The sequence below is a fragment of the Nocardiopsis prasina DSM 43845 genome (assembly GCF_000341265.1).
GTDB classification, from domain to species: domain Bacteria; phylum Actinomycetota; class Actinomycetes; order Streptosporangiales; family Streptosporangiaceae; genus Nocardiopsis; species Nocardiopsis prasina.
On record NZ_ANAE01000205.1, the window covers coordinates 39,319 to 59,557 of the forward strand.

Below are 20,239 nucleotides of genomic sequence, written 5' to 3' on the forward strand. Positions count from 1 at the left end.
GGGACGTCACCGTGCGGTCATGCAAAAGGGGGAGTCTGCCCACTGTGAGCACGGAATCAGCGCCAACGCCAGCGGGGCCCGCCACCGCCGACCTTCCCGCCGACAGGTTCATGGACCGGGAGGAGGGATGGCTCCGGTTCAACCAACGAGTGCTCGAACTCGCGGAGGACGAGAACATCCCGCTGCTCGAACGGACGCGGTTCCTCGCGATCTTCTCCAGCAACCTGGACGAGTTCTTCATGGTGCGGGTGGCCGGGCTCAAACGCCGTCTGGCCACGGGCCTGTCCGTCGCCTCACCCAGCGGGCACCACCCCAGGGACCTGCTGGAGCGCATCTCCCTGTTCACCCACGACCAGATCCTGCGCCTGATCGCCTGTTTCGAGAACAGCGTCGCCCCCGCCCTGGCCCGGGAGGGCATCAGCATCGTCCGGTGGAGCGAGCTGGACGACCGCGAACGCGAGTACCTGCACGGCTACTTCCGCCGCGCCATCTATCCGCTGGTGACACCGTTCGCGGTCGACTCCGCGCACCCCTTCCCCTACATCTCGGGCCGTTCGCTCAACCTCGCCGTCACGGTGCGCGACTCCAACGACGACCGGCCCATGTTCGCCCGGGTCAAGGTGCCCAGCGCCCTGCCCCGGTTCATCGAACTCACCACCCACGGCGGCGGCCGCTTCGTCCCGGTCGAGGACATCATCGCCGCGCACCTGCCCCAGCTGTTCGAGGGCATGCAGGTGGTCGAACACCACGCCTTCCGGGTCACCCGCAACGCCGACCTGGAGGTCGACGAGGACGAGACCGACGACCTCGTCCAGTCCCTGGAGAACGAACTCCTGCGCCGCCGCTTCGGACCGCTCGTGCGCCTGGAGGTGGAACAGTCCATCAGCGACGGGGCGCTGTCCATCCTCCGCGAGCAGCTCGGTGCCGAGGAGGAGGAGATCTACCGGGTCCCGGGGCCGCTCAACCTGGCCGGGCTCGCCCAGATCGCCGACACCGACCGACCCGACCTGCGCTACCCGCCCATGGTCCCGGTGGAACCGCGCGCGCTCACCTCCGGCGACCTGTTCGCGACCATCCGCGAACGCGAGGTGCTCGTCCACCACCCCTACGAGTCCTTCGCCACCACCACGGAGCGGTTCCTCACCCTGGCCTCCACCGACCCCAAGGTCGTGGCGATCAAACAGACCCTGTACCGCACGAGCGGCGACTCACCCATCGTCGAGTCGCTCATCGAGGCGGCCAGGGAGGGCAAGGAGGTCGTGGTCCTGGTCGAGGTCAAGGCCCGCTTCGACGAACAGAACAACATCCAGTGGGCCCGCAAGCTGGAGGAGGCGGGCTGCCACGTCGTCTACGGAGTCGTGGGGCTCAAGACCCACTGCAAGCTGTCCATGGTCATCCGCCAGGACGACGACGGCCTGCTGCGCCGCTACTGCCATGTGGGCACGGGCAACTACAACCCGAGCACCGCACGGATCTACGAGGACTTCGGCCTGTTCAGCGCCGCCGCGGAGGTGGGTGAGGACGTCAGTGACCTCTTCAACAGCCTCACCGGGTTCTCCCGCAAGAAGCACTACCGCAGGCTCCTCGTGGCCCCCGCCGCCCTGCGCCGGGGACTCCTCAAGCAGATCGCCACCGAGGTGGAGAACAGCCTCAAGGGCGAGCCCGCCCACATCAGGATCAAGGTGAACTCCATCGTCGACGAGGAGATCATCGACGCCCTGTACCGCGCCTCGCAGTCCGGGGTCGACGTCGACCTGTGGGTGCGCGGCAGCTGCGTGCTGCGCGCCGGAGTTCCGGGCCTGTCCGAGAAGATCCGGGTGCGCAGCATCCTGGGCCGCTTCCTCGAACACTCACGCGTGTTCGTCTTCGCCAACGGCTGGCGTCCCCAGGTGTGGATCGGCAGCGCCGACCTCATGCCCCGCAACCTCGACCGGCGCGTGGAGGCACTGGTCCGGATCGCCGACCCCGAGCAGTGCCGTCGGCTGGTGGGCATCATGGAGCTGGCGATGTCCGACAGCACCTCCTCGTGGCGGCTCGAACCCGACGGTTCATGGAAGCGGGTCACCCACGACGCGGAGGGCCAACCGCTGGTCGACCTCCAGGACACCCTGAGAGGCGACCGGCACCTGAGAGTGGTGGACGGGTGAACACCCACGAGCACGGGGCAGGTCACGGGGGCCCCGACGCGGGACCCTTGAGGACGAACGTCCCCGAGATCCGCATGACCAGCGCCTTCCCGCCGCGCGACACCGCGGTGGGCGGTTACCTGGAGCCCATCCGCGCGGGCGGCGCGGTCCTCTGGCGCGACGGTCCCTCCGGTCGGGAGGTCGTCCTCATCCGGCGCCCGGACCGGGGCGACTGGACCCTGCCCAAGGGCAAGCTCAAGAACGGCGAGCACCCCATCATCGGCGCCGTCCGGGAGGTCGAGGAGGAGACCGGCCTCACCCCCGTGATGGGGCGCCGGCTCCCGCCGCAGCGCTACCTCAAGGACGGCTGGCCCAAACAGGTGGAGTGGTGGGCGGCCACCCCGGCCCAGCCCGGCGGGCGGATCGACTACGAACCCAACGAGGAGGTGGAGACGGTCGAGTGGGTCCCCGTCGAGGAGGCCCGTGCCCGTCTCACCTACGACCACGACGTGCAGGTCCTCGACAACTTCCGGGTCGGTCCCGCACAGACCTTCCCGATCGTCCTGCTGCGGCACCTGTCGGCGGGGGAGAAGCGCTCCTGGACCGACAGCGACCTGCTGCGACCGCTCGACGAGACCGGCCGCGCCGACGCCCTCGCCCTGCCCCGGGTGCTGGGCGCCTACGGGGGGCTGCGCGCGCTGACGTCGGCGGCGGCCCGTTGCACGGAGTCCCTGCTGCCGCTGACCGTCGAGTGCGACGTCCCCATGAGCACCGAGGGCGCCCTCACAGTGGGGCGCGCGGGCGGGGGCTACGACGTGGAGGAGGCCCGGGAGGTCATCGCGCGGGTCCTGGACGAGCAGCGGCCAACGGTCGTGTGCACCCACGGTGAGCTGGTCCCGCACCTGCTCACCGAGGTGCTCACACGGCTGGGCGCACCGCTGTCGCAGCAGCGCGGGCTGCGCAAGGGGTCGTTCTGGGTGGTGCACGTGTCCCCGGAGGGGGAGCTGGCCGGGGTGGAACGGCACGGGGTCCGCGAGTAGGTCCGCCCGTCGGCCCCGGTGAGGGAGTGGTCCGCGACGGTGACATGATGCCGTCATGCCCAAACACATGGTGGCCCGGAGCGTCGTGGTCGACGCTCCGGCCAAGCGGATCTTCGACATCGTCGCCACACCGTCACAGCACGCCGTGCTCGACGGCTCCGGCACCGTCCAGGGCGCGCAGTCCGGCCCGGACCGGTTGGAGCTGGGCTCCGAGTTCGGCATGGACATGAAGATGCTCGGGCTCCCCTACCGGATGACCAACCGCGTGGTGGAGTTCGAGGAGGGACGGCTCATCGCCTGGAGGCACGTGGGCTCGCACCGCTGGCGCTACGAGTTCCGGGAGCTGCCCGAGGGCGGGACCCTCGTCACCGAGACCTTCGACTACTCGCGGGGGCAGATCGCCCTCTACGTGCTGAGCGGCGCCCCGGCACGCAACGCTCGGGGCATCCTCCTGACGCTGGACCGGCTCAAGGCGGCCGCCGAGGCCGAGGAGGCCTGAGACCGCGACCGGGGCGCGATCCCCCCGGTCAGCGGTCGACCGCCACGCACGGCACTCTCCGAAATGCCCTAAAGTTCGGCAAGGGCCGCGTTCCCCCGCGCCTCCCAGCCGCCGCGGCGCAGGGTGAGCGGGCCCGCTGACAGGGAGTTTCCGGTGACAGGCGTGCCGGTCGATGCGGGAAGTCGGGAGACCAGTGGTGGGAACGAGCTTGGGCGACGTGTGGCAGGACGTGCTGACCGGCCAGCCCGATCCGGAACAGTGGATCATCGTCACGACCGCCGTGGTGGCTCTGGCGGCCGTGCTGCTGGGGCCGCCCTGGCGCGTGGCGCGCAACGTCGTCACCATCGCCCACGAGGGCGGGCACGCACTCGTGGCCCTGCTCAGCGGCCGCCAGCTGACCGGGATCCGACTGCACTCGGACACGTCCGGGGTGACGGTCTCCCGTGGCAGGCCCACCGGCATCGGCATGATCCTCACGGTCTTCGCCGGCTACATCGCCCCGAGCGTGATCGGCCTCCTCGGCATCCTCATGCTGATGGCGGGCTACATCACCGCGCTGCTGTGGCTGAGCATCGTGATCCTGGCGGCCATGCTGCTCATGATCCGCAACTTCTACGGCGTTCTGTCGGTCGTGGTCACCGGAGCGGTGGTCTTCGGCGTCAGCTGGTTCACCCCGCACGAGGTCCAGGCGGCCTTCGCCTACCTGTTCATCTGGTTCCTGCTGTTCGCCGGTGTGCGCCCGGTCATCGAGCTCCAGTCGCAGCGCGTGCGCAACCCCTCTCCGCACTCTGACGCCGACCAGCTCGCACGCCTCACCGGGCTCCCGGGCACCCTCTGGGTCGGAGTGTTCCTGCTGGTGAACGCCGCCGTCACCGCCCTGGGCGTGTGGCTGCTGTTCTTCTGAGCGGGGGACGCAGACCCGAGAGACGAAAACAGGCCCCGCGTCAGGACGCGGGGCCTTCGTCGTGCCCGGAGGCGGTGCGGCTACTGGGCGGTCTGCGGGGCGCTGAGCGCCAGGGCGACCGAGGCGAACACCGGGATGCGGGTGTCCAGCGAGGTGACGCGCAGGGTCTGCATGACGCGCGGCAGCGGGGCGGCGATCATCAGGAGGGCCTGCTGTTCCTTGGCGGCCTTGTGGGCGCGGATCAGCACGCGCAGCCCACTGGAGTCGATGAACCGCAGGTCGGCGCAGTCCAGCACGACGCGGCCGAAGGGCTGCGTGGTCAACGCCTCCGTGACCGCCTCCTGGAAGCGGTTCTCGGTGGCCATGTCGATCTCGCCGTCCAGGGCCAGCACTCTTCCGGCCTCGTGGAGGGTGGAGGAAATGGTCAGGTCGGGCATTGCGACTCCGGCGTACTCGGGCCGTGCCCGACGGGTCGGCGAGGCAGGCCGCACGTCTCCCCACTGGGGACGTGCGGAGACCGGTGCGATGGATGCGTTACCGCGTGAGCCAAGCTGATGGTTCATCAAGTTCCTTGCGTGGTGCCCCGGGCTGGGAACCGGGGAGGAAACGCCTTTCTCGCCTGGTTTGCTCGGAAAAGCACGGCACCGGGGCAACGCCTGGCCAGGGCCAGGAGTTCCTGGTGCCGTGTGTCGTCGGTGTGACTTGCGTCGGTGTGACGTGCGACGAGGGCTCGGTGCATGGTGTCCCCGTGCTCGGCCGTCCCGCCGGAGCCGGCGGCCGCGATCGGCCCTCCACTCGGGAGAACCCGCCCGCGACGGCGGGCATTCCCCGGTGGGTCGCGGCGGGGACCGTGGCTGGGCCGGTGGTCCCCGGTGGACCCGGCTCCTCCCGGCGCACTGTCAGGGCGCTGGAACGCGTTGGGGCCGGGGCCGTCCAGCCTCGGACTTTACCACAGCGCTGTGGCCGATTCGTGACGGGAGCGACGCAAGGTCGTGCCTCCGTCGATTCACCGTTTCCGGGATACCTGGTGTATGGATCACGCCTTTTGGACGCACGGGGGCTCCGTGGGGCTCTCCGCGGGTTCGCGCTCGCTCTGCTGGACCGCCCACACACACGCGGACAGGGTGAGCGGGACCGCCACGGTCAGCGCCAGCGCGGGGATGGCCACGCCCGAGTCGTTGGCCGCGAAACCCACCAGGGCCGTCACCAGGGAACCGGTCAGCCCGGCCCGGAGTGTCGGGGCGTACTCGTAGGCCCGCTGGAGCGCGCCGATCCGCCACCTGCCCGGCCGGTTCAGGACGGCGAACAGGAACACCAGGGCCCCGGCGGCCAGCAGGGTGAGGTGCCAGTTGCCCAGGGTGCCCAGCATCGCGCCCAGCTTGCGGGCCAGCACCGTCCCGGCGTCCCCGTTCACCACCAGCTCCGCGAACGCGCCGAAGTGGCTGCGGTCCTCCACCGGACGCAGGTAGTCCATCCAGGCCAGCAAGGAGATCGCCGTGACCGAGACGACGGCCACCGCGGCCATGCGCAGGGCGGTGATCCGCACCCCCGCGATCATCATCGTGGTCACCGCCAGGCCGGGGATCAGTGCGATGACGCCGCCGAAGTCCGTGCCCAGTCCCGGCCAGCCGATGATCAGCACCGAGGCGGCACCCACGACGATGGTCGTGACGACGGCGGCGCGGCGCCTGCCCCGCGAGATCAGTGAGTGGGAGACGCCCGCGACCGCCATGAGCATGCCGGTGGCGAAGGTCGCGAACGCGATGTTGCCGATCCCGTAGAACCGTCCCGCCACGATCGGGGAGTACCCCGTGGGCGAGTTCATCTGGAGGTGCGCGCCTACGCAGAGGTCGACGAAGAGCACCAGGGTGGTCGCTCCCGCCACCACGGTCATCGGCCCCAGGATGGTCCGGCGCCACGGTCCCGCCACCGCCAGGGCCACCACCAGGGCGTCCACGGCCAGGACCGAGGCGAGCAGGGCCAGCAGCGGGAACTGCGTCGCCCACCACGGAATGAGGTTGGCCAGGTAGCTCGCCACGGGGAAGGCCGCACCCGCCAGGGCCACGACCCGGGTCACCGACAGCACCACGGCCCGCTTGCCCCGCTGCCCCCACGAGTACCGGTGCATCGCGTAGGCCGCCGCCGCGTAGATGAGCAACTGGATGGCGACCAGGCCGCTGAAGAACCCGGGGATGGCCGTGCCCACGACCACGGCGGCGGTGTTGAAGTCCACCAGGCGGACGAGCGCCTCCTCGGCTGGCTGCGGGCGGTCGGTGGTCTGCCACGCCCGCCCGCCGGTGAGCCCGCCCGGGTCCATCCCCAGAGTGCGCAGCACGGTGACGGTGGTGTCGGTCAGGGCCACCAGCCCGGGACGCCGGGTCGACTCCGACGCCAGGTACGCGGAGGGGCCGACCAGCCCCTGGGCGGTCATCTCCCCGGTGAGCGCCACGGTCAGCTGGGAGGGCCCGGTGTCCATGGAGACGCCGACCACCATCAGGGTCGCGCCCGCGGGCAGGTTCCGCACCAGGGCGGACAGCCGGGAGTCGAGTGTCTCCAGGGTGTCCTCACGGACCTGCTCGGGGACGTCCTCGGGTTTGGCCTCCTGGGGTTCGTCATCCTCGTCGGACTCGGTGGGGTACAGGCTGGTCAGCTCGGGCAGCTCCACCGCCGCGAGGGAGACGCCCTGGAGACGCTCCTGGGAGAGGTCGCGCGCCGAGTCGACGTAGTGGTCGACCCGCCCCGACTCGTCCGCGGCGCCCAGGGCGGCGCCCGGACCGGCGGCCAGGGTCAGACCGCCCTGGTCACGCACGGTCTGTCCGAGCAGGCCCACCGGCGCGGAGAAGACCGACCGCGCGTTCTGGTCGACGAAGTCGCCGAAGCCCGGGACGGTCGCCCCCGACCCGTCCACGACCGGCTCCGGAGCGGGCTCGCAGACGGTGAAGCGCTCACGGTCGGAGAGGGCGCGCTGTCCGGCCGAGACCGACAGCCACCCGTCAGTGGGGCAGGTCCGCGAGGTGGCGGTGCGGATGGACACGTTGCCGATCGCCCCGGCCTCGGCCATCTCCCACAGCGCGGGCGTGTGCTCGGGGGTGACGTCCTCCCAGAGCAGGCCCGGCACGCCCACCAGCACCACCGGTCCGTCGGCCCGACCGGTGCGGTCCGGGTCGGAGTTCGCGGCCGCCCCCGAGCTCGCGGCGGCGGGCGCCGTGCAGAACAGGACCGCGGCCACCAACATGAGGGCGTACAGGCGCCTTCTGGGGCTGCTGCCCGGGCGCCCTCCTGGGAGTCCGCCCGGGCTCCCTCCAGGTCGTCGGGCACGGCCCTTGGCCGAACACCGTTCCGAGCGCAGGCCGAGCCATCGACTCGGTGACATGGCGGTCCCCCCGATCGCGATCACCTCACTGGTCGCCCACCCTAGTGATCACACGGCTCTGAGCGGGGAAAACGGCGATTCCGGACAGGGAGGAACCGGACGCGAGAAGCGGGGGAGGAGTATCAGGGGAACCGGGGAGGGGCCGGGGGGGCGGGTCCCATGGTGGGGCGCCGTTGAGGGGGCCGTGGCCCTCAGGGGGTCAGACCCCACTCCTTCAGGGTCGCGTCGGCGTCGGGCAGCGGGCGTCCCCGGGTGACCTCTCCGGGGGTGCGGCCGAACCTCGGCGCCGGACCCGCCACCAACCGGTCGCCCTCGCCCCGCACGAGCGCGCCCCGGGCCCGCACGTGCGGGTGGTCGGGTGCCTCCGCCAGGGACAGGACGGGCATCACGCAGGCGTCGGTGCCCTCGAACACCGCCCCCCACTCGTCACGACCGCGCGTGCGCAGCACCTCGGCGAAGCGCGCGCGCAGCAGGGGCCACGCGTCGGTGTCCCACTGTTCGGGCAGGTCCTCGCCGTCCAGCCCCACTCCCGCGAGGAACGCGGCGTAGAACTGCGGCTCGATGCAGGCCACGGAGACGTGGCGGCCGTCGGCGCACTCGTAGACGTCGTACCAGGGAGCGCCGGTGTCGAGGTAGTTGGTGCCGCGCTCGTCGGTCCACGCACCGCGCGCACGGTCCTCGTGCACCATCGACATCAGCAGGGCGCTGCCGTCCACCATCGCGGCGTCCACGACCTGGCCCCGGCCGGAACCCCGCCGCTCCAGGAGGGCGGCCAGGACACCGGTGACCGCGAACATCGTGCCGCCCGCGAAGTCGCCGAGCAGGTTGATCGGCGGGACCGGGGGGCCGCCCGCGCGTCCGATGGAGTGCAGGGCGCCGTTCACCGAAACGTAGTTCATGTCGTGCCCGGCCGTGTGGGCCAACGGGCCGTCCTGTCCCCAGCCGGTGACCCGCGCGTACACCAGACCCGGGTTGAGCTCCAGGCAGTCGTCGGGGCCGAGGCCCAGCCGTTCCATGACCCCCGGTCGGAAGCCCTCCAGGAGGACGTCGGCGCGGGCGACGAGTTCGCGGGCGCGGGCCATCCCCTCGGGGGTCTTGAGATCGGCGCCGACCACGGCGCGCCCTTCGCTCATGTGCGGTCCGGTGGAGCCGCCGTTCACGGCGTCGGCGGCCACGGGGCGGTCGATCCGGATCACGCTGGCGCCCATGTCGGCCAGGAGCATCCCGGCCATCGGTGCCGGGCCGAGCCCGGTGAACTCGACGACGCGGGTTCCGTTGAGGGGTCCCATGGTGCCTCCGGGGTGTTGGTCGGGAGAGGTTACTAGAACGGCGTTCGGTTCATTGTGCAGGCTGTGTCGCCCCGACGCCAGGTCGCCGCCTCCGGTCGGGGAGGGGAAAAGAATAGAGGGAAATGCGCGATTTGCCAGGGAATGGTTTTCGGGCCATGTCAAAACACCACACTCTCCTGGTGTTAATGTGACCCTGTTCGGCGCCCCCGAACGCCCCTCCACCACCGAGAACTCCACGAACCAACCCTTGAAGAAGGGCTCGGAAGTCATGCCCAGAAAACCCGGGAAGAACGGCGGCAACGGCCGTTCCGGAAGGCGTCGGCGGCGCAGGGTGTCCCTCGTCCCTCCCCTGCCGGTCATGGCGGCAGCCGTCGCCGCGGTGCTGGCCACGGTGGGCGGAGGAACGGCCCTGGCCATGGAGAAGACCGTCCTTCTGGACGCCAACGGCGAGGAGAGCGAGGTCCGTACCTTCGGCGACAGCGTCCAGGACGTCCTCGACTCCGCCGGGATCGAGCTCGGCGAACACGACGTGGTCGCCCCCTCCCCGGGTACCACCCTCAGCGCTGGCGACCACGTCGTGGTCCGCTCGCCCCGGGAGCTCACCGTCGACCTCGACGGACACGAACGCGACCACCGGGTGCACGCCGCCACGCTCGGCGAAGCCCTCGGACAGATCGGACTCGACCCCGAGGGCGTCGAACTCTCCCAGGCGCACGACGCCGTGATCCCCGAGGACGGACTCGCGGTGAGCGCGGAACGCGCCCCCCGCATGGTCGTCATGTACGACACCGTGCGCTCCGAGACCCGCACCACGGGCGCGACCGTCGCCGACGTGCTCAGCGCCGCCGGGGTCGAGACCGGCGAGCACGACATCGTCTCCCCGGAACCCGACGAGCCCGCCGAACCCGACATGGTCGTCCGCGTCCTACCCGCCCTCGGCGCACCCGAGACCGAGGAGGTCGTGATCGAGGCGGAGACGGTCGAGCGCGAGAACCCCGACCTCCCCGAAGGCGAACGCGAGGTCGTCACCGAGCCCGAGGACGGACTCAAGGAGGTCACCACGCTGCGGGTCCTGCGCCACGGCGAGGAGGTCGAGCACGAACTCTCCGAGAAGGTCGTCACCGAACCCGTCGAGGGCCTGGTGGAGATCGGCACCAAGGTCGAGGAGGAGCCCGACCCCGGCGAGGCCAGCGGCGAGGCGAGCGGCCTCAACTGGTCCGGGCTCGCCCAGTGCGAGTCCGGAGGCAACGCCTCCGCGGTGAACTCGGCCGGCGGATACTACGGGCTCTACCAGTTCAGCCCGAGCACGTGGGCCTCGGTCGGCGGCAGCGGGCTGCCCTCCGAGGCCAGCCCCGCCGAGCAGACCCAGCGCGCCCAACAGCTCTACGACACCGTCGGCGGGAACTGGCAGAGCCAGTGGCCGCACTGCGGGGTCCACCTCTTCGACTGACCGGGACGACCAGGGTTCGGTGGGAGGTGATCCCACCGGACACGGCGTGGATGAGCGGGTGGGCGGCGGCTGGCAAGATGTGTGGGTGACACAGACACCCGAACCCGACCCCGCCGACCGTTCCCGCCTGCTCACCCCCGCCGACGTGCGGGCCCTCGCCGAGCGGTTCGGTATCCGGCCCACCAAGACCCTGGGCCAGAACTTCGTCATCGACCACGGCACCGTCCGCCGCATCGTCCGTGTCGCGGGCGTCGGCGCCGACGACGTGGTCGTCGAGGTGGGGCCCGGACTCGGCTCGCTCACCCTCGCGCTGCTCCCGCACGTGAGGCAGGTCACCGCGATCGAGATCGACCCGGGGCTGGCCGAGGCGCTGCCCGGCACCGTCGCCGACCACGCCCCCGACCTCGCCGACCGCCTCACGGTGGTCCCCGGCGACGCCATGCGCGTCACCGAACTGCCCGGCCCCGCCCCCACGGCGCTCGTGGCCAACCTGCCCTACAACGTCTCCGTGCCGGTCCTGCTGCACCTGCTCGAACTCCTGCCCAGCCTGGAGCGGGTCCTGGTGATGGTGCAGGCCGAGGTCGCCGACCGGATCACCGCCACCCCGGGCGGCCGCATCTACGGGGTGCCCTCCGCGAAGGTCGCCTGGTACGCCAGCGCGCGCCGGGCCGGATCGGTCGGCCGCAACGTCTTCTGGCCCGCGCCCAACGTCGACTCCGGGCTGGTGGAGCTGATCCGCCGTCCCGAGCCCAGCACGAAGGCGCCGCGCCGGGAGGTCTTCAAGGTCATCGACGCCGCCTTCGCCCAGCGCCGCAAGACCCTGCGCGCGGCCCTGTCCGGGTGGGCGGGATCGGCCCCCGCGGCTGAGGAGGCGCTCCGGGCCGCCGGGGTCCAGCCGAGCGCGCGCGGTGAGTCCCTGGGCATCGAGGAGTTCGCGGCGATCGCGGAGCACCGCCCGGAGTAGCGGCGGAAGTTGTGCCCGGTGCGCGGGCAGGGGCACCACCGGGAGCAGCGGCCGCCGCGTTCGGTGGGCGCCCGGAGCGCGTCCGGGAGCACCGCCAGGGAGTCAGCGGCGGACGGTGACGGTTCGATGGGCTGCTTCGGGTGGGTGGGTTTCGGACAGGAACTCGCTGGCACCCGATCGGCGCGCACGACGAAGGGGCGCCCTCCGAGGAGGACGCCCCTTTCCTAATCCTGACGCCGGGGCGGCGGATCAACCCTGGTCCGGCGGGGGAGGGAGTTCCTCCGACTCCCGAGGGCGGGACCGGAACAGGGCCCGCGCCACCGCGGCCACACCCAGACCCACCGCCAGCACCGGCAGCAGCCACAGCACGTTCGGTTCCCACGCGCCGCTGCCCCGGACGACGAACGCGACCGCGAGCCCCAGGAACAGCAGTCCCGCGAGCAGTGAACCCCAGTCAGTTCTCCGCTTGGTCATACCGCACCTCCACTGTTCCGGCCCTGTTCTCGGCGTGCACGTTGATCACCGGCACACCGTCCTGTCCGTTTCCGGCCTCCCTGGCTCCGTCGGCGCGCCCGGAGCCCTCCGGCGCTCGCGTCGGCTCGAAGGTCTCCTCATGGGTGACGCCCAGTCCGGTCACGAAGTCGCCGTCGGGCTCCGCGTCCCCCACACCGACCGCCCCGGCCCAGACCTCCGACACCAGGTTGATACGGGCGTCCTCGGGGATCACCAGGACCAGGGAGCCCACGTCCACCCGCGCTCTCACGTCCACCGACTCACCGGGGTCGAGTTCCGTGGGCAGCCCCGTCAGATCCAGCGTCCCCGACCCCACGTTCAGCCACAGGTCGTCCGACCCGGCCTCGGCGACCGTGGCCGGCGCCCAGTCCCGGTCACCGATCCGCATCCTGGTGACGTCGGTCGAGGACACCAGCATCGCGCCCAGCACGGCGAGGCAGCCCAGGAACACCAGCCCCCGAGGGTTGCCCACCCAGGCCCCGACCAGTGCGTACACGCCGATCACCGCCACCACGGCGGCCATGAAGTAGACACCGAGGTCCGGCCCCAACAACAGTTGGGTGGGGCTCGCCTCGGACACGGGCGGGCCCAGGTGCGGAGCGGTGAACGCCCACGCGATCGCCATGGCGAACACGGTCCACAGCGCGTGTGAGGCCAGCGGTGAGGAACGCGGCTTCCCTCCGTGACCGGATCCGTCGCCACGGCAGCCTCCGCCGTGCCGGTCCGCCTCCTTCCTTCCCCCGCCGCCGGCGGCCTCGTCCCCGCCGCCGGCGGCCTCGTCCCCGTCGTCGCCGTCCTCGTACTCGTCCTCCTCGTCATCGTCGTCCGGGCCCAGCGACGTGCGCTCGGAGACCACCGCGAGGTCCACCGGGCCCTGCGGGGCCGAGGCCCACGGCTGGGCCGGGTTGTAGTAGGCGGGAACCGGTTGCGGCACCGGACCCGTGGGCGGCGGTTCGCGCGTGGCCAGGTCCGAGCGGAGCGCGAGCAACGAGGTCCGCAGGTCCACACCCCGGTTCCTCGCGGTCAGCAACCCCAGGACCAGCGGGATCGCCAACACGAGCGTTCCCCAGCCGAACCCGCCCACCAGGCTGAGCGCCGTGGCCCCGGCGAGGCCGACGGTCAGCAGCTTCAGCACCGCGTGCGGCGGGAAGCTCCGGTTCAGCATCTGTTCGAAGGTCGCCGGACCGCCCTCCGAGTCACGCATGAGCATCCACGCCGCGATGTACAGGAGCAGCCCCGCACCACCGGCGAACGCGGTCAGCACGAACGCGGCCCGCCACACCACGGGGTCCACCCGCGTGTAGGCGCCCAGCCCGGCGCACACCCCGGCCAGGGCCTGCCGCTGGTCGTCTCGGCGCAGTTCGGGGCCGGTCGCCCGATCCGGCGCCCCACCGGCGGCCTCGTTCTCGGTGGCGACACCCTCGGCGGCCGTGGCCCCGGAACCGGAAGCTGTGGCCCCGGCAGGTCCGGACGCGGTGGCCCCGGCGGGATCGGCGGAACCGGCGGAACCGCTCCCGGGGGAGCCGTGCCCGAAGGCCCCGTCCCCAAGGGCCCCGTTGCCCAGGGGGCCGCCCCCCGCCGACGCCCCGGCCGGCGACTGTCCGTCAGACATGGACGCTCACCACACTTTCCTCATGGAACCATCGTGACCTCTGATACGTCGCGAAGGGAATCCGGGACGACCCTGAACCCACCCTGACCAGAACACCAGGGCAGGACCAGGGCCGTGCCCCCGATGTCCCACGAGGGTCACACAGGGCATGCTGGAACCGTCCAGAACCACGCGCGAGCCACGCCAGGAGCCTCGCGCCACACACGAAAGCGGTGATCGGGCGGTGCCAACGACGGCCGTGGAGACCCCGCGGCTCACCCGCGCGGTCGACGGCAGACTCCTCGGCGGCGTCGCCTCGGGACTGGCTCGGCACCTGGGCCTGGACCCGGTCGTGGTCCGCCTCGCGTTCATGGCGCTCGCTGTCGGCGGCATCGGGGTGGCCGTCTACGTGGCCCTCTACTTCCTCGTACCCAAGGAGGAGGCCGACGGCGACGGACCCGAACCGGCGGAGGACGCCAGGCGCAAGGGCCGCGACATCTCGCAGCTCGTCGCCTACGTCGGCCTCGCGGCCGGGCTGGGATTCCTCTTCCTGATCTTCGGCGGAGTCTTCGACCCGCTTCTGTGGTTCGTCATCTTCGGTGCGCTCGGGGCCACCATCCTGTGGCAGCAGGCCAACCCCGCCGAACGCAACGAGTGGATGAACAGCACCGTCAGCCGGACGCGACCCAAGAGCATCATGCGCACCGCCGCCGGTGTCCTGCTGGTGGTGGTCGGCGTGATCGGCTTCCTGATCTTCCAACAGCAGCTCCAGGAGGCCCGCGCCGGACTCACCTTCGCGTTCACCCTCATCACCGGGATCGCGCTGATCGTCGCTCCCTGGATCATCGGGCTCATCCGAGAGCGCGACTCCGAACGCCGTGAGCGCATCCGCAACGCCGAACGCGCCGAACTCGCCGCGCACATCCACGACTCCGTCCTGCACACGCTGACCCTCATCCAGCGCCGCGCCGACGACCCCCGCGAGGTGCAGCGCCTGGCCCGCGTGCAGGAACGCGCCCTGCGCAGCTGGCTCTACCAGCGCCCCGCCGACGCCGAGACCACCGTCACACCCGGGCTGGAACGGGTGGCAGCCGAGGTCGAGGAGGAACACGGCGTGCCCATCGAGGTGGTGTGCGTCGGCGACGCGCCCATCGACGACGGCATCAGCGCGATGCTCCGCGCCGCCCGCGAAGCCATGGTCAACGCCTCCAAGTACGCCGGGACGGACAGCATCTCCGTGTTCGGGGAGGTGGACGAAGGTGAGGTCCTGGTGTTCGTGCGGGACCGGGGCGCCGGGTTCGACCTCGACGACATCCCGGAGGACAGGATGGGTGTGCGCGGGTCCATCATCGGCCGCATGGAGCGCCACGGCGGGACCGCGCGCATCCGGACCGAGCCGGGCGAGGGCACCGAGGTGCAACTCCGTATGCCGCGTATCCCCGACATGTGAACCCGGCGACTCGTGGGGCGGGCGGGTCGGGGAGATCGGGGGCCTGTGAGGCCGGGGCCGTGGGGCGGGGAGACGCATGAGTCCAGGGGCCCATGCGTCCGGCGACCAGTGGTCCGGGGAGTGGCCGCTTCGGGCCAGAGGGCGGTCGGAGCGACGCGGGCCACTACCTACCGGGTGACTTCCCTGGATAGGGTCCAGGTGTGGGAGAAGAGAGCACGAACTTCAGTGACGGAGACGCGGTCCCCCGCGTCGTGATCGTGGACGACCACCGGCTGTTCCGCAGCGGGGTGCGCGGGGAGCTCGGGGACGCCGTCAACGTCATCGGCGAGGCCGGGGACGTCGACAGCGCGGTGCACGTCATCGGTGAGACCCAGCCCGACCTCGTGCTCCTCGACGTGCACCTGCCCGGCGGCGGGGGAGTCGAGGTGCTCCGGCGGGTCCTGGCGAAGCACCCCCAGATCCGCTTCCTCGCCCTGTCGGTCTCCGACGCGGCCGAGGACGTCATCGGCGTGGTGCGCGGCGGCGCCCGCGGCTACGTCACCAAGACCATCTCCGGCAAGGACCTGGCCAACGCCATCGTCCGGGTCGCCGACGGGGACGCGGTGTTCTCACCGCGGCTGGCCGGATTCGTCCTCGACGCCTTCTCCGCGACCGACGCGCCCCCGGTCGACCCCGAGCTGGACCGCCTCACCCAGCGCGAACGCGAGGTCCTGCGGCACATCGCCCGTGGCTACGCGTACAAGGAGGTCGCCAAGGAGCTGTTCATCTCGGTCAAGACGGTCGAGACGCACGTGTCCTCGGTGCTGCGCAAGCTCCAGCTGTCCAACCGGCACGAACTCAGCCGCTGGGCCACCGCTCGCCGCCTGGTCTGAGCCCTGCGGGGACGCGCCACGAAGGGCGCGGTCCCCGCTCGCCGGTGTTCCCCGGACGGGCCCCCGTCAGCGCAGGGAGTCGAGCATGCGGTCGAGGAACTCGTCCTCCCGCACCTCGGTGATCACCCGCGCGGTCCGGCGCTCGTCCGCGCTCGGCCGCAGTCTCCGGTCGGCCACGGTCATCCCGCGGGTCAGCCCGCCGGAGAGCTCCACCCGCACCGGAGCCTCGAAGGCCCCGGTCACCAGGTGCGGGTCCACCAGCACCGCCGCGGCCAGCGGGTCGTGCATCGCGCACTGGCGCACCCCGAAGATGCCCCGGTAGAACTCGGAGTAGAAATCCAGGAACGCGGACGTGTTCTGGGCGCGCGCACCAGGGACCTCCCGGAGCCGGTCCAGCCAGGCCCCGGTCGCCACCGTCCGCATGGTGATGTCGAGCGCGATCAGGTCCAGGTCGAACCCGGCCGCGAACACCGCCTCGGCGGCCTCGGGATCGTTGGCGATGTTGGCCTCGGCGTGCGAGGACACGTTCCCGGGCACCTCCACGGCGCCGCCCATCACGACGAGGCGCCGCACCAGCTCCGGCAGGCGCGGCTCCAGGCCGAGCGCCAGCGCCAGGTTGGTCAGCGGGCCCACGGCCAGCACGTCGATCTCGCCCGGGTTCTCCCGCACCAGGCGCACGAGGAGTTCGGCGGCGGACTCCGGCACCGGCTCGCGCGCGGGTTCGGGGAGCTTCACGTCACCCAGGCCGTTCCCACCGTGCACGTGACCGGCCAGACTCGGCTCCTGTACCAGCGGGCGGCCGGCGCCCACGGCCACCGGCACGTCCGGGCGTCCGTACAGGTCGAGCAGGCGCAGGGCGTTCAGCGCGGTCACCTCGACCGTGTTGTTGCCGAACACCGCGCCGATCCCGACGATCTCCACCTCCGGCCGTGCGGCCAGGTAGGCGAGCGCGACGGCGTCGTCGATCCCCGGATCGCAGTCGACGAACACACGCATGGACTCCTGGTCAGCCAAGACCAATCTCCCCCAGAACAGGACACGGACCAGCCAGGCGAAGGACCTGGTTGGTGTTGGGGGCGTGTCCGATGGCCTTGAGCCCGGCCGCGCGTCGCAGGAGGAGCGGCGGGCGCACCGCGTCGTCGCGTGGTGTGCACGCGCGCGACCGGCGACATCCACCGAAAACGCCCCTAACAGGGTAAGCCGCCGTCCACACCGGACGTCGACGGATGACGCGGGCGGGGGATGGAAGAGGCGGAGGGGAGACGAGGAAGGAGAAGAGGGGGAGGGGAGGCAAGAGGGGAGGGAGGCCGGGGAGGAAAAGGAAGGCAGAGGAGGTGGGGGAGAGAAAGGCCGGGGAGAGCGGGGGAGGAGATGGCGAAGGAGAGAGGGTCGGGGAGGAAAGGGGAGAGGGGTTGGTCCCCGGGAGGGCGGCCCCACCTCGGGTGGACGGTCACGTCGTTGGTCGCCCGTAACCTGGTAGGCGTGTCCTCCCAAGAACAGCTTCTCGAAGGTCTGAACGGTCCCCAGCGCGACGCGGTCACCCACGCCGGGTCGCCGCTCCTGATCGTGGCGGGCGCGGGCTCGGGCAAGACCCGTGTCCTCACCCACCGCATCGCCCACCTCATGGCCGAACGCGGCGTGCGCCCGGGGGAGATCCTCGCGATCACCTTCACCAACAAGGCAGCCGCCGAGATGAAGGAGCGCATCCAGGCCCTCCTCGGCACCCGCGCCGCCAACACCATGTGGACCATGACCTTCCACTCGGCGTGCGTGCGCATCCTGCGCAGGGAGGCGCACCGGCTCGGCTACCCGAGCAGCTTCACCATCTACGACGCCGCGGACTCCCAGCGCCTCATGCAGCTGGTCTGCAAGGAGATGGACCTGGACCCCAAGCGGTTCCCGCCCAAGTCCTTCAGCTTCCAGGTGTCCAACCTCAAGAACGAGCTCGTCGACTACGACACCCACGCCGAGCAGGCCCAGACCGAGCAGGAGAAGAAGCTCGCCGAGGCCTACCAGCTCTACCAGCGCCGCCTCCACGAGGCGGGCGCCATGGACTTCGACGACCTGATCATGATCACGGTCAACCTGTTCCAGATGTTCCCGGACGTCGCCGAGTACTACCGGCGCCGTTTCCGGCACGTGATGGTCGACGAGTACCAGGACACCAACCACGCCCAGTACGCGTTCATCCGCGAACTCGTCGGCGCGGCGGAGGGCTCCGACACCAGCGTGGTCCCGCCCGCCGAACTCTGCGTGGTCGGCGACGCGGACCAGTCGATCTACGCCTTCCGGGGCGCGACCATCCGCAACATCCTGGAGTTCGAGCGCGACTTCCCGAACGCGCGCACCATCCTCCTGGAGCAGAACTACCGCTCCACGCAGAACATCCTCTCCGCGGCCAACACGGTGATCGACCGCAACGAGGGCCGCCCGGCGAAGAACCTGTGGTCCGAGCAGGGCGAGGGCCCGATGATCACCGGGTACGTCGCTGACAACGAGCACGAGGAAGCGGCCTTCGTGGTCGGCGAGATCGACCGGCTCACCGACGAGGGCGTGGTCAAGCCGAGCCAGGTCGCCGTGTTCTACCGGACCAACGCGCAGTCCCGTGTGTTCGAGGACGTGTTCATCCGGACCGGCCTGCCGTACAAGATCGTCGGCGGTGTGCGCTTCTACGAGCGCAAGGAGATCCGCGACATCCTCGCCTACCTGCGGGTGCTGGCCAACCCCGAGGACACGGTCAGCATGCGCCGCATCCTCAACGTGCCCAAGCGAGGCATCGGAGCACGCGCGGAGGAGTCCGTCGAGTTGCTGGCCGCGCGCGAGCGCGTCTCGTTCTCGCAGGCGCTGCGCCGCGTGGACGAGGCACCGGGCCTGGCGACCCGTTCGGCCAAGGCGATCCGCAACTTCACCGCACTGCTGGACGAACTCGCCGAGGTCGTCCCGGGCAGTACCCCGGCGGAGATCGTCGAGGCGGTGCTCAGCAAGACCGGTTACCTGTCGGAGCTGGCGGAGTCCAAGGACCTCCAGGACGAGAGCCGGGTGGAGAACCTGGAGGAGTTCGTCGACGTCGCCCGGGAGTTCGAGCACACGTTCGCCGCGCTCATCGAGGACGAGGCGGAGCTGGAGGGTGAGGAGAACCAGGGCATCGACCCGGGCGAACCGACCCTGGTCGACTTCCTGGAGCGCATCTCCCTGGTCGCCGACACCGACCAGATCCCCGACGAGGACGACGAGGGCGGGGTGGTCACCCTGATGACCCTGCACGCCGCCAAGGGACTGGAGTTCCCGGCGGTCTTCCTCACCGGCATGGAGGACGGGGTCTTCCCGCACACCCGCACCCTGGGGGACAAGACCGAACTGGAGGAGGAGCGGCGCCTGGCCTACGTGGGCATCACGCGTGCCGAGCAGCGGCTGTACGTCAGCCGCGCGGCGGTGCGCAGCGCCTGGGGAACCCCCTCCTACAACCCGGCGTCCCGGTTCCTGGACGAGATCCCCTCGGCTCTGGTCGACTGGCGCCGAGCCGAGTCCACCCTGGCCGCCCCGCCCAGCAGGTCCATCGGCGGCCGGTCGGGTGGGGGCTTCGGCGGTGGCTCCGGTGGTGGCTTCGCGAGTCCCTTCGGCAGCGGGAAGAAGAAGGCCGTCAAGGAGGCCCCCACGCTGAGTGTGGGCGACCTGGTCAACCACGACTCGTTCGGTATGGGCCGCGTCCAGCTGGTCGACGGTGCGGGGGACAAGACCAAGGCCAGGATCGACTTCGGCGCCGACATCGGTGAGAAGGACTTCCTGGTTAAGTACGCCCCGATCGAGAAGCTTTAGGGCCTGGTCTGGCTGGGGGCCTCCAGGAGCTGGGGGCCTGGGCCGGGTCTGGGGCCGGGACACGGTAGCGGGTGCCCGGGTCCCAGGGGAGGTGCGGTCGCTGCCGAGCGCACCGGAGTTCCACGGGAGCTTTCGGAGCTTTCGGGGGTGTTTCCGGGCCGTGTAAGCCAGGACACCGGAGAGTTCTTCGAAACCTGTCACGAGCACTCCACCCCGGGGGTACAGTTGGTCAAGACCGAGCGAGACGAACGCGGATTCATCTGCGGGCGGGCCGGTCCACCTCCTCCGAAACACACCGGTTCGAGCAGTCGCTCGGAGCATGTAAGCTCGGGGAGTTGCTTCAAAAGCCCGG

Annotated in this window: 15 protein-coding genes; 9 read left to right on the forward strand and 6 right to left on the reverse strand. The window is 71.1% G+C overall.

Features of this window, described 5'->3' with window-relative positions:
- Positions 1 to 44 precede the first annotated feature (44 nt).
- From D452_RS0125035 to D452_RS0125050, 4 genes are all read left to right on the forward strand, one after another.
- Complete coding sequence (locus D452_RS0125035; protein ID WP_083927619.1) at positions 45 to 2,147, forward strand: RNA degradosome polyphosphate kinase; 2,103 nt, start codon at positions 45 to 47, stop codon at positions 2,145 to 2,147.
- A 74-nt stretch (positions 2,148 to 2,221) separates the two neighbouring features.
- Complete coding sequence (locus D452_RS0125040; protein WP_017546877.1) at positions 2,222 to 3,166, forward strand: NUDIX hydrolase; 945 nt, start codon at positions 2,222 to 2,224, stop codon at positions 3,164 to 3,166.
- Positions 3,167 to 3,221: 55 nt separating this feature from the next.
- Positions 3,222 to 3,665 carry an SRPBCC family protein gene (locus D452_RS0125045; RefSeq protein ID WP_017546878.1) on the forward strand — a complete coding sequence of 148 codons (444 nt, stop codon included), beginning with the start codon at positions 3,222 to 3,224 and terminating at the stop codon, positions 3,663 to 3,665.
- Positions 3,666 to 3,837: 172 nt separating this feature from the next.
- On the forward strand, positions 3,838 to 4,569 hold the full coding sequence (locus D452_RS0125050) for a M50 family metallopeptidase (RefSeq protein WP_193374281.1): 732 nt from the start codon (positions 3,838 to 3,840) through the stop codon (positions 4,567 to 4,569).
- Between the two features lie 80 nt (positions 4,570 to 4,649).
- On the opposite strand, the gene D452_RS0125055 is transcribed toward D452_RS0125050, so the two are convergent.
- The 3 genes from D452_RS0125055 to D452_RS0125065 all read right to left on the reverse strand — a co-directional run bounded on the left by D452_RS0125055 (position 4,650) and on the right by D452_RS0125065 (position 9,231).
- Positions 4,650 to 5,006 carry an STAS domain-containing protein gene (locus tag D452_RS0125055; protein WP_017546880.1) on the reverse strand — a complete coding sequence of 119 codons (357 nt, stop codon included), beginning with the start codon at positions 5,004 to 5,006 and terminating at the stop codon, positions 4,650 to 4,652.
- Positions 5,007 to 5,605: 599 nt separating this feature from the next.
- Positions 5,606 to 7,804, reverse strand: coding sequence for a hypothetical protein (locus tag D452_RS0125060; RefSeq protein WP_017546881.1), 2,199 nt, complete (start codon positions 7,802 to 7,804; stop codon positions 5,606 to 5,608).
- A gap of 329 nt (positions 7,805 to 8,133) precedes the next feature.
- A complete protein-coding gene (locus tag D452_RS0125065; protein WP_017546882.1) occupies positions 8,134 to 9,231 on the reverse strand; it encodes a CaiB/BaiF CoA transferase family protein in 1,098 nt (365 codons plus the stop codon).
- Between the two features lie 268 nt (positions 9,232 to 9,499).
- On the opposite strand from D452_RS0125065, the gene D452_RS0125070 reads away from it, so the two are divergent.
- The gene (locus tag D452_RS0125070) at positions 9,500 to 10,681 is read left to right on the forward strand and encodes a resuscitation-promoting factor (RefSeq protein WP_110052004.1); all 1,182 of its coding nucleotides are present in this window, start codon (positions 9,500 to 9,502) and stop codon (positions 10,679 to 10,681) included.
- A gap of 79 nt (positions 10,682 to 10,760) precedes the next feature.
- Positions 10,761 to 11,645 carry a 16S rRNA (adenine(1518)-N(6)/adenine(1519)-N(6))-dimethyltransferase RsmA gene (gene rsmA, locus D452_RS0125075; protein WP_017546884.1) on the forward strand — a complete coding sequence of 295 codons (885 nt, stop codon included), beginning with the start codon at positions 10,761 to 10,763 and terminating at the stop codon, positions 11,643 to 11,645.
- A gap of 249 nt (positions 11,646 to 11,894) precedes the next feature.
- On the opposite strand, the gene D452_RS0125080 is transcribed toward rsmA, so the two are convergent.
- Positions 11,895 to 12,119 carry a hypothetical protein gene (locus tag D452_RS0125080; protein ID WP_017546885.1) on the reverse strand — a complete coding sequence of 75 codons (225 nt, stop codon included), beginning with the start codon at positions 12,117 to 12,119 and terminating at the stop codon, positions 11,895 to 11,897.
- On the reverse strand, positions 12,100 to 13,770 hold the full coding sequence (locus D452_RS28960; protein WP_083927620.1) for a PspC domain-containing protein: 1,671 nt from the start codon (positions 13,768 to 13,770) through the stop codon (positions 12,100 to 12,102). The genes D452_RS0125080 and D452_RS28960 overlap by 20 nt, the downstream gene beginning before the upstream one ends.
- Before the next feature lie 223 nt (positions 13,771 to 13,993).
- On the opposite strand from D452_RS28960, the gene D452_RS0125090 reads away from it, so the two are divergent.
- Both D452_RS0125090 and D452_RS0125095 read left to right on the forward strand, forming a co-directional pair.
- Positions 13,994 to 15,199, forward strand: coding sequence for an ATP-binding protein (locus D452_RS0125090; RefSeq protein WP_040694852.1), 1,206 nt, complete (start codon positions 13,994 to 13,996; stop codon positions 15,197 to 15,199).
- Positions 15,200 to 15,399: 200 nt separating this feature from the next.
- The gene (locus tag D452_RS0125095; RefSeq protein WP_017546887.1) at positions 15,400 to 16,071 is read left to right on the forward strand and encodes a response regulator; all 672 of its coding nucleotides are present in this window, start codon (positions 15,400 to 15,402) and stop codon (positions 16,069 to 16,071) included.
- Between the two features lie 66 nt (positions 16,072 to 16,137).
- Here the strand turns inward: D452_RS0125095 and D452_RS0125100 are convergent, their stop codons facing one another.
- Positions 16,138 to 17,067, reverse strand: a complete 930-nt coding sequence (locus D452_RS0125100; RefSeq protein ID WP_017546888.1) for a nucleoside hydrolase — start codon at positions 17,065 to 17,067, stop codon at positions 16,138 to 16,140.
- A 486-nt stretch (positions 17,068 to 17,553) separates the two neighbouring features.
- On the opposite strand from D452_RS0125100, the gene pcrA reads away from it, so the two are divergent.
- A complete protein-coding gene (gene pcrA / locus D452_RS0125105) occupies positions 17,554 to 19,887 on the forward strand; it encodes a DNA helicase PcrA (RefSeq protein WP_017546889.1) in 2,334 nt (777 codons plus the stop codon).
- The last annotated feature ends 352 nt before the right edge of the window (positions 19,888 to 20,239 follow it).